Below are 14,344 nucleotides of genomic sequence, written 5' to 3' on the forward strand. Positions count from 1 at the left end.
AAAGATGAAACAAGACATTCAGCAAGTATTAGTAAGCGAAGAGGAAATTCAGGGTAAAGTAAAAGAATTAGGTAAAGTACTAACAGAAGAGTACAAAGACCGTTTTCCACTAGTAGTGGGTGTTCTAAAAGGAGCTCTTCCTTTCATGTCTGACTTAATTAAACATATTGATACATATATAGAAATCGATTTTATGGATGTTTCAAGTTATGGACATAGTACTGTATCTTCTGGTGAAGTTAAAATCGTTAAAGACTTAAATACTTCTGTAGAAGGTAGAGATGTAGTCATTTTAGAAGATATTATCGATAGTGGTCTTACATTAAACTACTTGGTTGAATTATTTAAACATCGTAAAGCAAACACTGTAAAAATTGTTACATTATTAGACAAGCCAAGCGGACGTAAAGCAAATATTGAAGCTGACTTAGTTGGTTTTGAAGTGCCTGACGCATTTGTTGTAGGATATGGTTTAGATTATATCGAACGTTACCGAAACCTGCCGTATGTTGGCGTTTTAAAGCCTGAAGTTTATACGAAATAAGTCAAGTTTTATTCGTTTGTTTACATAGTATAACTATGCTACTATATAAAGTAATCAAATCGAAAGAGAGGAGGTTTGGAATGAATCGAATTTTCCGTAATACAGTCTTTTACATATTAATCTTTTTGGTTGTTATCGGTGTTGTTACATATTTCAATGGTCCTGAATCTCAAGTAAAGAAAATAAGTTACGATAAATTTTATACTGCTTTACAACAAGGTGACGTTAAGGATCTATCAACCCAACCTAAAAATGGAGTATACATAGTAAAAGGGCATTTAAACGATGCTAAAAAGGGAGAATCTTTCCAAACTCAAGTTCCAATTAGTGATGAAACAACTAAATTAATAAATAATGCGATTGATAAAAAACTAACTAAAAAAGTCGATTTAGCTCAAGCTGAAACGACAAGTGCATTGGTACAAATTTTAACATCACTTATTCCATTTGTGATTATTTTCATTCTTTTCTTCTTCTTAATGAATCAAGCACAAGGTGGCGGTAGCCGTGTTATGAATTTTGGGAAGAGTAAAGCACGTCTTTATAATGATGAAAAGAAGAAAGTGCGTTTTAAAGATGTTGCTGGTGCAGATGAAGAGAAACAAGAACTTGTCGAAGTTGTTGAGTTCTTAAAAGATCCACGTAAATTCTCTGAATTAGGTGCAAGAATTCCTAAAGGGGTACTATTAGTAGGACCTCCAGGTACTGGTAAAACATTATTAGCAAGAGCTGTTGCAGGAGAAGCTGGAGTACCATTCTTCTCAATTAGTGGTTCTGATTTCGTTGAGATGTTCGTTGGGGTAGGTGCTTCACGTGTTCGTGATTTATTCGAAAATGCGAAGAAAAATGCTCCTTGTATCATTTTCATTGATGAAATCGATGCAGTAGGTCGTCAACGTGGTGCTGGATTGGGTGGAGGTCACGATGAGCGTGAACAAACATTAAACCAGTTACTTGTTGAAATGGATGGATTTGGAGCAAACGAGGGTATTATTATCATCGCTGCAACAAACCGTGCTGATGTATTAGACCCTGCATTATTACGTCCAGGTCGTTTTGACCGACAAATTACAGTTGACCGTCCAGATGTTATTGGACGTGAAGCAGTATTAAAAGTTCATTCAAGAAACAAACCATTATCTCCGGATGTTGACTTAAAAGCAATCGCTCAAAGAACTCCTGGATTTTCTGGTGCAGACTTAGAAAACTTACTAAACGAAGCGGCATTAGTAGCTGCTCGTCGTGATAAAAAGAAAATAGATATGCTGGATATTGATGAGGCTACGGATCGTGTAATAGCTGGTCCAGCTAAGAAAAATAAAGTCATATCTGCAAAAGAACGTAAAATTGTAGCATTCCATGAAGCTGGTCATACGGTTATTGGTCAGGTGTTAGATGATGCTGAAATCGTACACAAAGTAACAATCGTACCTCGTGGTCAAGCTGGGGGATATGCAGTAATGCTACCAAAAGAAGATCGATACTTTATGACGAAACCAGAATTACTTGATAAAATTACAGGTCTACTAGGTGGGCGTGTAGCTGAAGAAGTAGTATTTGGTGAAGTAAGTACAGGCGCTCATAATGACTTCCAACGTGCTACTGCTATTGCTCGTCGTATGGTTACAGAATTTGGAATGAGTGATAAACTAGGTCCACTTCAATTTGGTCAATCTCAAGGTGGAAATGTGTTCCTTGGAAGAGACTTTAACAATGAGCAAAATTACAGTGATAAAATTGCTTATGAAATTGATGTGGAAATTCAAACAATCATTAAAGAATGTTATGCAAAAGCAACAGACATTATCAAGGAACACCGTGATAAATTAGACTTGCTTGCAAATACATTATTAGAAGTAGAAACGTTAGATGCAAAAGGAATTAATAGTCTTTGGGAACAAGGAACACTTCCAACATCTACAGCTTCTACAGATGAAGTTAAAGTTAACATCGCTCCGAAAAAGGACGATGAACCAACTGAACCTAAAATTACTGAATAATATTAAAGAGTGTCTTTTTAGACACTCTTTATTTTGTTTAGATTATTTTTAAAAAATTTTTGTCTTTTTAAATCATATTGTTGAAAAAAATTTGAGTGGAGCGGATATGCGAGACTCCTATATGAGCAGCGAGACAGGTGAGACCCCACAGTGGTCAAAAAGGTAGGCAAGCTAATACCACTACGTCCTGCCGTTACGCATGCATGACCCACATCGTGTAGGCCCAAGGATGCTCACCGACCGCCCCTGGAAAAGATCCTTCCTAAATGTAATAAAGTTTACGAACAGCCATTATTTTTTAACAAAAAGCATCTATTTTTAAACTGTAAACAACTTGTGATATGATTGTTTTTATAGTGATAAAAAATGCGGTTGAAACTAAAAATACATAAAACAATATCGGTTTTATTTTCGAAATGGAGAGACGGTGGATAATATGTTATTTGTAATTGATGTTGGGAATACAAATACTGTTCTAGGTGTTTATCAAGAAGATGAATTAATACATCATTGGAGAATTGAAACGAATCGATACAAAACAGAGGATGAGTATGGTATGATAATCGGCTCATTACTTAAGTATGCAGATATTCGATTTGATGAATTTCACGCTGTGATCATCTCTTCGGTTGTACCTCCGATTATGTTCGCTTTAGAAAGAATGGCAACGAAGTATTTCAAACAGAAACCACTTATTGTAGGACCTGGAATAAAAACGGGTTTAAATATTAAATATGATAATCCTAAAGAGGTCGGGGCAGATCGAATTGTAAATGCTGTTGCCGGTATTGCACAATATGGTAGTCCACTTATTATTGTGGATTTTGGTACTGCAACTACATATTGTTATATTGATGAGAATAAAAATTATATAGGTGGTGCGATTGCGCCAGGAATTAATATATCAACGGAAGCTCTTTATACTAAGGCTTCTAAATTACCAAGGATTGAGCTTTCAAGACCTTCTAATATCGTCGGACGTACTACTGTGGAAGCTATGCAAGTAGGTATTCTTTATGGATATGTTGGACAGGTTGAAGGGATTGTTAAACGTATGAAAGCTCAAGCAAAAGTGGAACCTACTGTTATAGCGACAGGTGGACTTGCATCACTTATCTCAAAAGAATCAGATATTATTGATGTAATGGATCCGTATTTAACGTTAAAAGGTCTTCATTTAATTTATAAACGAAATTCATAAAAAAGGGGTACATCATGAAAGATTATTTAGTAAAAGCATTAGCTTTTAATGGTGAAGTGCGTGCGTATAGTGTTAGATCAACTAACATTGTGAAAGAAGCTCAAGTACGTCATGATACTTGGTCAAATGCATCTGCGGCTTTAGGTCGTACTTTAACAGCAGGCGCAATGATGGGTGCGATGCTTAAGGGCGAAGAAAAATTAACCTTAAAAGTTGAAGGCAATGGTCCACTTGGCCATATTTTAGTTGATAGTAATGCGAAAGGTGAGGTTCGCGGCTATGTTGCTAACCCACATGTTCAAACGGAATTAAATCAATTTGGTAAAATTGATGTTGCAAAAGCAGTTGGAACTGCAGGAACTGTTTCAGTTGTGAAGGACATTGGTATGAAAGAACCATTCACAGGTCAAGTGCCGATTGTTTCAGGTGAACTTGGTGAAGATTTCACTTACTATTTCGCAGTATCTGAACAAACTCCATCTTCAGTTGGAGTAGGTGTTTTAGTAAACCCGGATCATACGATTTTAGCTAGCGGAGGATTTATTATTCAAATCCTACCTGGAGCAAGTGATGAGTGCATTACTAAAATTGAAAATCATTTAAAAACGATTAAACCAGTTTCAAAGTTAGTTGAAGAAGGACTTTCTCCTGAAGAGATTTTATATGAAGTATTAGGGAAAGATGAAGTTCAAATTTTAGAAACAATGGATGTGAAATTCCAATGCCAATGCTCTAGAGATCGAATTGAAGGTGCTCTTTTAAGCATTGGGAAGCATGAATTACAACTAATACTGGAAGAAGATGGTGAAGCAGAAGTTAAATGTCATTTCTGTAATGAGGCATATCACTACTCTGAAGAACAGCTTAAAGAATTAATCGAACAAATATAAGTGGAAATTGTAGGAATTTGTCACATTTTCTTTTCATAATTTACTGTGTAATTCATACAAGTTATGTATAAGAGAAAGTGTTTGACAGATTCTTTTCTTTTTAACATAATGTATATTAAACAGGTCAATATACTAGGGATTAGGAGTGAAGAAAAATGAAGGTTGCAAATTCAGTTTATGAATTAATCGGTCAGACTCCAATTGTGAAACTTAACAGATTAGTTGACGAGGACAGCGCGGAAATTTACTTGAAATTAGAATTTATGAATCCAGGAAGCAGTGTTAAGGATCGTATCGCTTTAGCAATGATTGAGGATTCAGAGAAAAAAGGTTTGTTAAAATCGGGCGATACAATCATTGAACCGACAAGTGGTAATACAGGTATCGGTCTTGCAATGGTTGCTGCAGCAAAAGGATATAAATCGATTCTAGTTATGCCAGAAACAATGAGTATTGAAAGACGTAATCTTCTACGTGCATATGGTGCAGAGTTAGTATTAACACCTGGTCCAGAAGGTATGGGTGGGGCAATTCGTAAGGCGGATGAACTTGCAAAAGAGCACGGATATTTCATTCCTCAACAATTTAAAAATGTTTCAAATCCAGAAGTTCACCGTTTAACAACTGGACCTGAAATCGTAGATCAAATGGGTGATCAATTAGATGCGTTTATTTCAGGTGTAGGAACAGGTGGGACGATTACAGGTGCAGGTTCGGTATTAAAAGAAGCTTATCCAGGAATCAAAATTGTGGCTGTTGAGCCAGAAGATTCACCTGTATTATCAGGTGGGAAACCAGGGCCTCATAAGATTCAAGGGATCGGCGCAGGATTTATTCCTGAAATCTTAAACACTGAGATTTACGATGAAGTAATTCAAATTAAAAATGATGTAGCAATGGAAACAGCTAGAAAAGTTGCAAAAGAAGAAGGGATTTTAGTAGGTATTTCTTCTGGAGCTGCAATTAATGCTGCATTACAAGTTGCAAAAAGTCTTGGAAAAGGTAAAAAAGTACTTGCGATTATCCCTAGTAACGGAGAGCGCTATTTAAGTACAGCCTTATATCAATTTGAATAAATATTAAAGTTCACACTAAAATATAATCACTTATAAATCGAATTTAATCCCTTTGCTAATTTTGCAAAGGGGTTTTTTGTTTCTTTTATCTAAAATGCTTTGATGTATAGTTCCTGATTTTTGTGTAAAATGAGAAAAGAAGCAATCAGAGGGGGATTTCACGTGAACTATGAGATTTTTTCAAGAGTAATAAATTATTCAGTACCATTTTTTCATCACTTTACTGATTTGGCTAAAAAGAAAAATAACGCCGTTCTTCTAGAAAGTGGACGTGATGGGAGATATTCGATTATGGCTTCGAATCCCATCGCTAAAATTTATGGTAAGAATAATACATTAACTATAGAAGATTTTACAGGGAAAAAAGAATATACAGGTAATCCAATTGATTTAGCAAAAAACTATTTATCAGATTTTACTGTCACTAAAAAGGATGAGTTACCACCATTTCAGGGCGGAGCAATTGGTTATTTCACCTACGATTGTAACCGTTACATTGAAGACTTACCGAATACTACAGAAGACGTTTACAATATTCCTGACGTTTACTTATTAATCTATCATGAAGCAGTTATCTTTGATCACCAAGAACAGTTATTATATTTAATAGCGATAGATGACGTCAAAAACGAAAATAAAGCCTTAGCTAAGCTGGATTCATTAGAAGCATTCTTTGCCGAAGAAGTGGAAAAGATAGATCTAGCTAAAATAACTTCAGATAGTGAAATTAAAAAAACAGTTTATATGTCTGAAGAGAACTTTACAGAAGCTGTAGGAGTTGTGAAAGAATATATTGGAGCTGGGGATGTATTTCAAGTGAATTTATCCGTACTTCAATCAGAAACTTTAGTAACTGAACCACTTCATATTTATGAGCAATTAAGAATGATTAATCCTTCACCATACATGTCTTATTTGAATTTCGATGAGTTCCAAATTGTAAGTTGTTCTCCTGAATTACTTGTAGCGAAACGTGATCAAGAAGTTTGGACAAGACCAATTGCTGGTACTAGATCAAGAGGAAAGACAGTAGAAGAAGAAATGCAACTCATGGAAGAATTACGTTCGAATGAAAAAGAACAGGCTGAGCATATTATGCTAGTTGATTTGGAACGTAACGATTTAGGACGAGTTTGTGAATATGGAACGGTTGAAGTAGATGAGCTATTAGTCATCGAAAAGTATTCACATGTTATGCATCTTGTATCAAACGTTAGAGGAGTATTGCAAAAAGATAAAGATTCATTCGATTTATTAAAAGCAGTATTTCCCGGGGGAACAATTACAGGTGCACCTAAAATCCGCACAATGGAAATTATAGAAGAACTAGAACCAACTAAGCGTGGAATCTATACAGGTTCTGTGGGGTGGATTAGTTTTAACGGAGATATGGAATTAAATATTACAATACGAACCATGATTACAAAAGATCAACAAGCATTTGTTCAAGCAGGTGCTGGTATCGTAATCGACTCAAATCCTAAGCATGAGTATTTAGAAAGCTTAAAGAAAGCACAAGCATTATGGACTGCAAAGAAAGCTAGTGAAGATAAAGCGATGTTAGGTGGTAATAAAAATGATTCTAATGATTGATAACTATGATTCTTTTACTTACAATTTAGTTCAATATTTAGGTGAACTGGGAGAAGAATTAATTGTAAAACGTAATGATGAAATCACACTGGAGGAAATTGAAGAACTATCCCCAACTTATTTAATGATTTCTCCAGGTCCTTGTACGCCAAATGAGGCTGGAATAAGTTTAAAAGCAATTGAATACTTCACAGGTAAGATACCGATTTTAGGGGTTTGTCTAGGTCATCAAGCTATTGCACAAGTATTTGGTGGTGAAGTTGTCCGCGCTGAGCGATTAATGCATGGTAAGACATCTGCCATTTCGCATGAAGGGTTAGGTCTATTTAGTGATCTACCATCACCAATCGATGTGACGAGATATCATTCTTTAATTGTTAAGAAAGAAACATTCCCTGATGAACTAGAAATAACAGCCTGGACGAAAGATGATGAAATTATGGCTTTAAAACATAAAACATTGCCGATTGAAGGAGTGCAGTTTCATCCTGAATCAATCATGTCCCAGTTTGGTAAAGAAATGCTTAGAAACTTTTTAGAACTATACAAACCTTTACGGAGTAATGTATGAGGATTTATTTCAATGGAGACTATGTTAACGACTTTGAAGTGAAAATTTCTCCATATGATCATGGCTTCTTATATGGTTTAGGAGTGTTTGAAACATTCAGAATCTATAATGGACATCCATTTCTATTATTTGATCACTTAGAACGTTTACGGAGTTCGTTAGACAAATTAAATATCGAATGGAACGTTTCAAATGAAGAAGTTCAAGTTATTTTATCTAACTTAGTTGACTTAAACGAATTAAAAGACGCCTATATTCGTTTAAATGTTTCAGCTGGTGATGGAGAAATTGGACTTTATACTGGAATCTATTCAAATCCTAATACGATTATTTTTGTTAAACCGATACACCCATCTAATATTTTGGAGAAGGAAGGGGTTATTTTAAATACCCCTAGAAACTCTCCTGAAGGAAAAGAGAGATTGAAGTCTCACCATTATTTAAATAATATCATTGGAAAGAAAGAAATCGGTAATTCTCCAAAATTAGAAGGGATTTTTCTAACAAAAGAAGGTTTTCTATCTGAGGGAATCGTTTCAAATCTCTTTTTTATAAAGGATGATATCCTTTTTACACCTCATATTGAAACTGGCATATTGAATGGAATAACTAGACAGTTTGTTATTAAATGGGCAAAAATAAATGGTATTTTAATTGAAGAGGGTTTTTACACGGAAAATGATTTATTAGAAAGTGATGAGGTGTTTATTACAAATTCAATTCAAGAAATTCTTCCAATTACAGTTATTGGCGAGCGTTTCTATAGAGTGAGTGATAATAGTTTAATTAATAAACTTCATAGAGATTATCAGCACTATCGATCATTTTTGATGAGTATGAATGAGATAGAAAGAAGTGAATAAGGATGAGAAGAGCAACGAAACCTTTGCTTTGTGGAAATTACACATTACCTATTCAAAATGAAACAATCGTAATGGGCATCTTGAATATGACGCCAGATTCATTTTCTGATGGTGGTAAATATAACGAAATCGAGTCAGCGATACAACATGCGAAGAAATTAATTGCCGATGGTGCAAAAATTATTGATGTTGGTGGAGAATCAACTAGACCAGGAGCTGCAATCGTAGATGTTGATGAGGAGCTTAGAAGAGTTGTTCCTATTATAAAAGCTTTATCGAATGAGATTGATGTGCCGATTTCAATTGATACATATAAATCTGAAGTAGCAAAACAGGCTGTAGAAGCAGGCGCTACGATAATTAATGATGTATGGGGAGCTAAAAAGGACCCGAGGATTGCTGAAGTAGCTGCAACGTATAATGTCCCAATTTGTTTAATGCATAATCGAACAAATGAAGATTATTACAGTTTAATGAGTGATGTTGTCTGTGATCTAGTAGAAAGTATTAACATTGCAAAGCGTGCAGGTGTAAAAGATGAAATGATTATTTTAGATCCAGGGATCGGATTTGCAAAATCTATGCAGCAAAATCTAGAAGTGATGAATCAACTAGAACAAATAAAAGCATTGGACTATCCTGTATTACTTGGTACTTCTCGTAAAAGGTTCATTGGAGAAGTTCTTGGCACAGAAGTAGATGAGCGAATGGAAGGAACAGGAGCAACGGTCTGCCTAGGTATTACAAAAGGATGTGAAATTGTAAGAGTACATGATGTACTGGCAATTTCCCGAATGTCTAAAATGATGGACGCAATGCTAAAGGTAGGAGTATAGAATGGATAAAATTTATGTCAATGGAATGAAATTTTACGGTTATCATGGTGTCTTTAAAGAGGAAAAAAAATTGGGACAACGATTTAATGTTGATTTAATCGTTGAATTAAATACAAAAAAAGCAGGAGAAACGGACGATTTGTCGTATTCTGTAAACTATGCGGATTTGTATAATACTTGTGAAGAAGTTATCCAGGGGAAACCATATGATTTAGTTGAATCAGTGGCAGAGGAGATTGCAAAACAAATATTGGGTACATATGAATTAATTCAACAATGCACTGTTAAAGTAATCAAACCAGATCCACCAATACCTGGTCATTACGATTATGTTGCTGTCGAAATAACAAGGTGTCGCTCATGAAGAATGAAGCTTATATAAGTTTAGGTACGAATATTGGAGACCGAGAAGCGTATTTAAAAAATGCCATTCAGGAATTAGGGCAACAATCCGATATTCACTTGGAACAAATATCTTCAATCTATGAAACGGATCCAGTTGGCTATTTAGATCAAGATCCTTTTTTAAATTTGGTCTTAAAAATTTCTACCAATTTAACACCACTGCAATTGCTTGAAGTAACACAAGGGATTGAACAATTTCTTGGTAGAAAAAGGGAATTACGATGGGGTCCAAGAACAATCGACCTTGACATTTTACTCTACAATCAAGAGAATATAGAAGTTGAGCACCTAAGAATACCTCACCCTAGAATGTTTGAAAGAAGCTTTGTTTTAATTCCTTTAAAAGAAATTAACCAATCATATCAGGTTGAAAATAAATTGTTAGAAGATAAAGGAGTACGATTATGGAAGCTGAAAAGTGGGGGAGACGGATTAGGGCTTTTAGAAAATTAAAAGGCTATACGCAAGAGGGCTTTGCGAGAAATCTAGGCGTATCCGTTTCTGTATTAGGTGAAGTGGAGCGAGGAAATCGCATGCCATCAGAACAGTTTTTGCATGATTGTGCAAAGCAGTTAAAGGTAAGTGTAGAGGAATTATCAATATAGATTTTAAAGAAGTGGAAGGGGGATGGGATGTGCTTAAAATTGGCGACATCGAGATGAAAAATCCCGTCGTACTAGCCCCGATGGCTGGTGTATGTAACTCAGCTTTTCGATTAACGGTAAAAGAGTTTGGTGCAGGATTAGTTTGTGCAGAAATGGTAAGTGATAAAGCTATCCTTCATAATAATCAAAGAACGTTAGATATGTTATATATGGATGAGCGTGAAAAACCGTTAAGCTTACAAATTTTTGGTGGAGAAAAATCATCTCTAGTAGAAGCGGCTAAGTACGTAGATGAGAATACAAATGCTGATATTATTGATATAAATATGGGGTGTCCTGTTCCTAAAATAACAAAAGTAGATGCAGGAGCAAAATGGCTGTTAGACCCAGATAAAATTCATGAAATGGTATATGCTGTAGCGCAAAATGTTAGTAAACCGGTAACTGTAAAAATGCGTCTTGGTTGGGATGACGATCATATTTATGTAATTGACAACGCTAAAGCTGTAGAAGCAGCGGGTGGAAAAGCTGTTGCAATTCATGGCCGTACGCGTTATCAAATGTATGAAGGTAAGTCTGACTGGAACTGGATAAAAGAAGTTAAAAAGAATGTATCAATTCCAGTTATCGGAAATGGTGATGTAGAAACACCTCAGGATGCGAAGCGTATGTTAGATGAAACAGGCTGCGATGGAGTGATGATTGGTCGAGCTGCCTTAGGGAATCCTTGGATGATTTATCGTACAGTTAAATATCTGGAAACTGGAGAATTAATGCCAGAACCAGCTCCACGTGAAAAAATCGACGTGTGTTTATTGCATTTAGATCGTTTAATCGATTTAAAAAATGAACATATAGCTGTATTGGAAATGAGAAAACATGCTGCTTGGTATTTAAAAGGCATGAAGGGAAATGCGGAGGTTCGTAACCAAATCAATGAAGTGAATACACGTTCGGAGATGGTCGGCGTATTAACTACTTACGTTAATGAAGTAGAAGCTAAGATGAGAGCCGTTCAAGCTTTGTAAGTTTGACAGGTTTCCCTTGACAAAATATAATAAACTATAGTAAACAAAACTGCCAGATTGAATAACTGGCAGTTTTTCTATTAAAATCATATTGTATTTATATACTTAATGAATAATAACGTGGAGTTGAGAAGATGAGTCACGAAGAATTAAACGACCAAGCCCTAATTCGTAGGGAGAAACTTAAAACGCTTGAAGAAAAAGGTATCGATCCATTCGGTAAGAAATTTGTCCGAACACATTCATCTAATGAATTATTAGCGCAATTTGACCAATTTTCTAAAGAAGAATTAGAAGAGAAGTCTATCCAAGTAACATTTGCAGGGCGCGTAATGACCAAACGTGGTAAAGGTAAAGCTGGATTTGCTCACGTACAGGATTTACATGGACAAGTTCAAATTTATGTACGTAAAGATGCTGTTGGTGAAGAACAATATGAAATTTTTGATATTACCGACTTAGGTGATATTGTCGGCGTAACTGGTGAAGTATTTAAAACGAATGTTGGAGAATTATCTATTAAGGTAAAAGATTATACATTCCTTTCGAAAGCTTTATTACCACTACCTGATAAATTCCACGGTCTACAAGATGTTGAACAGCGTTACCGTCAACGCTATCTAGACTTAATGAATATGGAAAGTCGTCAAACTTTCATTTCACGTAGTAAAATCATTCAATCAATGAGACGTTATTTAGATAGTCAAGGTTATTTAGAAGTAGAAACTCCAATGTTACATGCAATTGCAGGTGGAGCTTCTGCTAGACCTTTTATTACTCATCATAATGCTCTTGATATGGAATTATTTATGCGTATCGCGATTGAACTACACTTAAAACGTTTAATTGTTGGTGGGCTTGAAAAGGTATATGAAATTGGTCGTGTATTCCGTAATGAAGGAATCTCAACTCGTCATAACCCAGAGTTTACAATGATCGAATTATATGAAGCATATGCTGATTATGAAGATATCATGGAACTTACTGAAAACTTAATTGCTCATATCTCTAGAGAAGTTTTAGGTACTACTACTATTCCTTATGGGGAGTACACAGTGAACTTAGAGCCAAAATGGACAAGACTTCATATGGTTGATGCGATTAAAGAAGCTTGTGGTGTTGATTTCTGGCCTGAAATGTCAGTTGAACAAGCAAGAGAATATGCAAAACAACATAATGTAGAAATTAACAACAATATGACTGTTGGCCATATTATTAATGAATTCTTCGAACAAAAAGTAGAAGAAACTTTAATTCAGCCTACATTTATTTATGGGCATCCTGTTGAAATTTCTCCTTTGGCGAAAAAGAATGCAGATGATCCACGTTTCACTGATCGTTTTGAATTATTTATCGTGGCTCGTGAGCATGCAAATGCATTCACCGAGTTAAATGATCCAATCGATCAAAAACAACGATTTGAAGCTCAACTTAAAGAGCGTGAACTTGGAAATGATGAAGCGCACATGATGGATGATGATTATATTGAAGCATTAGAGCACGGAATGCCACCAACTGGGGGACTAGGTATTGGTATTGACAGATTAGTTATGCTGTTAACGAACTCGCCTTCTATTCGTGATGTACTGTTATTCCCATTAATGAGACATAAATAATTGATTTGAAAAACTGACTGTAAAAGTAATTAATTACAGTCAGTTTTTTTTATGTATTTTTAACCCTGTTTTATCTAATATTAATACTCTGGTAATTGATTAAAAGGACTTGATTGAATCGATTTAATTCTGAATATAAAGAATTTGAATTTAGCTATTGTAATTGTGTGTTCTTGATGTTATATTATTAAACGTTGTCACAATAAAACGTTGTTGATAACAAACGAAAAAGTTTTAAAAAAACGTTGACATCATTCGATGTGAAATGTTATGATGTTTAAGTCGCTTACGAGCGATAGTGAACTTTGAAAACTAAACAAAACATGAAGTAAAACGTCAATTATTAGTTTTAGAGCAAAACAAGATTTAAACTTAACTATTATGGAGAGTTTGATCCTGGCTCAGGACGAACGCTGGCGGCGTGCCTAATACATGCAAGTCGAGCGGACTTGTAGGAGCTTGCTCCTGCAGGTTAGCGGCGGACGGGTGAGTAACACGTGGGCAACCTACCTATAAGACTGGGATAACTTCGGGAAACCGGAGCTAATACCGGATGACACAAAGGAACTCCTGTTCCTTTGTTGAAAGATGGCTTCGGCTATCACTTATAGATGGGCCCGCGGCGCATTAGCTAGTTGGTGAGGTAACGGCTCACCAAGGCGACGATGCGTAGCCGACCTGAGAGGGTGATCGGCCACACTGGGACTGAGACACGGCCCAGACTCCTACGGGAGGCAGCAGTAGGGAATCTTCCGCAATGGACGAAAGTCTGACGGAGCAACGCCGCGTGAACGATGAAGGCCTTCGGGTCGTAAAGTTCTGTTGTTAGGGAAGAACAAGTGCTAGTTAAATAAGCTGGCACCTTGACGGTACCTAACCAGAAAGCCACGGCTAACTACGTGCCAGCAGCCGCGGTAATACGTAGGTGGCAAGCGTTGTCCGGAATTATTGGGCGTAAAGCGCGCGCAGGCGGTTTCTTAAGTCTGATGTGAAAGCCCCCGGCTCAACCGGGGAGGGTCATTGGAAACTGGGAAACTTGAGTGCAGAAGAGGAAAGTGGAATTCCAAGTGTAGCGGTGAAATGCGTAGAGATTTGGAGGAACACCAGTGGCGAAGG

General features: G+C 36.1%; 14 protein-coding genes and 1 rRNA gene. All 15 read left to right on the forward strand.

Annotated elements, in window-relative coordinates; genetic code table 11:
* Positions 1-4 precede the first annotated feature (4 nt).
* On the forward strand, positions 5-544 hold the full coding sequence (gene hpt, locus B7R65_RS14745; protein ID WP_088043553.1) for a hypoxanthine phosphoribosyltransferase: 540 nt from the start codon (positions 5-7) through the stop codon (positions 542-544).
* Positions 545-624: 80 nt separating this feature from the next.
* Positions 625-2,544 carry an ATP-dependent zinc metalloprotease FtsH gene (gene ftsH, locus B7R65_RS14750; protein WP_088043554.1) on the forward strand — a complete coding sequence of 640 codons (1,920 nt, stop codon included), beginning with the start codon at positions 625-627 and terminating at the stop codon, positions 2,542-2,544.
* Positions 2,545-2,980: 436 nt separating this feature from the next.
* Positions 2,981-3,745: a type III pantothenate kinase gene (locus B7R65_RS14755; RefSeq protein ID WP_088043555.1), complete on the forward strand. Its 765-nt coding sequence runs from the start codon at positions 2,981-2,983 to the stop codon at positions 3,743-3,745.
* 14 nt (positions 3,746-3,759) lie between these two features.
* Positions 3,760-4,635 (forward strand): Hsp33 family molecular chaperone HslO, encoded by an 876-nt coding sequence (gene hslO, locus B7R65_RS14760; protein ID WP_088043556.1) that lies wholly within the window; start codon positions 3,760-3,762, stop codon positions 4,633-4,635.
* Between the two features lie 155 nt (positions 4,636-4,790).
* Positions 4,791-5,711 carry a cysteine synthase A gene (gene cysK / locus B7R65_RS14765; RefSeq protein WP_088043557.1) on the forward strand — a complete coding sequence of 307 codons (921 nt, stop codon included), beginning with the start codon at positions 4,791-4,793 and terminating at the stop codon, positions 5,709-5,711.
* Positions 5,712-5,873: 162 nt separating this feature from the next.
* A complete protein-coding gene (locus B7R65_RS14770; protein WP_256941334.1) occupies positions 5,874-7,304 on the forward strand; it encodes an anthranilate synthase component I family protein in 1,431 nt (476 codons plus the stop codon).
* Complete coding sequence (gene pabA / locus B7R65_RS14775; RefSeq protein ID WP_088043559.1) at positions 7,288-7,875, forward strand: aminodeoxychorismate/anthranilate synthase component II; 588 nt, start codon at positions 7,288-7,290, stop codon at positions 7,873-7,875. Before B7R65_RS14770 ends, pabA begins: the two co-directional genes overlap by 17 nt.
* Complete coding sequence (pabC, locus tag B7R65_RS14780; RefSeq protein WP_088043560.1) at positions 7,872-8,738, forward strand: aminodeoxychorismate lyase; 867 nt, start codon at positions 7,872-7,874, stop codon at positions 8,736-8,738. The genes pabA and pabC overlap by 4 nt, the downstream gene beginning before the upstream one ends.
* Positions 8,739-8,740: 2 nt before the next feature.
* On the forward strand, positions 8,741-9,574 hold the full coding sequence (gene folP / locus B7R65_RS14785; RefSeq protein ID WP_088043561.1) for a dihydropteroate synthase: 834 nt from the start codon (positions 8,741-8,743) through the stop codon (positions 9,572-9,574).
* Position 9,575: 1 nt separating this feature from the next.
* Positions 9,576-9,938, forward strand: coding sequence for a dihydroneopterin aldolase (folB, locus tag B7R65_RS14790; protein WP_088043562.1), 363 nt, complete (start codon positions 9,576-9,578; stop codon positions 9,936-9,938).
* On the forward strand, positions 9,935-10,432 hold the full coding sequence (folK, locus tag B7R65_RS14795; protein ID WP_088043563.1) for a 2-amino-4-hydroxy-6-hydroxymethyldihydropteridine diphosphokinase: 498 nt from the start codon (positions 9,935-9,937) through the stop codon (positions 10,430-10,432). The genes folB and folK overlap by 4 nt, the downstream gene beginning before the upstream one ends.
* The gene (locus tag B7R65_RS14800; RefSeq protein WP_088043564.1) at positions 10,384-10,584 is read left to right on the forward strand and encodes a helix-turn-helix domain-containing protein; all 201 of its coding nucleotides are present in this window, start codon (positions 10,384-10,386) and stop codon (positions 10,582-10,584) included. Before folK ends, B7R65_RS14800 begins: the two co-directional genes overlap by 49 nt.
* Before the next feature lie 29 nt (positions 10,585-10,613).
* Positions 10,614-11,612 (forward strand): tRNA dihydrouridine synthase DusB, encoded by a 999-nt coding sequence (gene dusB / locus B7R65_RS14805; protein WP_088043565.1) that lies wholly within the window; start codon positions 10,614-10,616, stop codon positions 11,610-11,612.
* Between the two features lie 134 nt (positions 11,613-11,746).
* Positions 11,747-13,228, forward strand: a complete 1,482-nt coding sequence (lysS, locus tag B7R65_RS14810; RefSeq protein ID WP_088043566.1) for a lysine--tRNA ligase — start codon at positions 11,747-11,749, stop codon at positions 13,226-13,228.
* Between the two features lie 378 nt (positions 13,229-13,606).
* Positions 13,607-14,344 (forward strand): 16S ribosomal RNA (locus B7R65_RS14815); the annotation flags it as partial.

The sequence above is a fragment of the Bacillus sp. EAC genome, from assembly GCF_002156875.1.
Lineage (GTDB): Bacteria > Bacillota > Bacilli > Bacillales > Bacillaceae_G > Gottfriedia.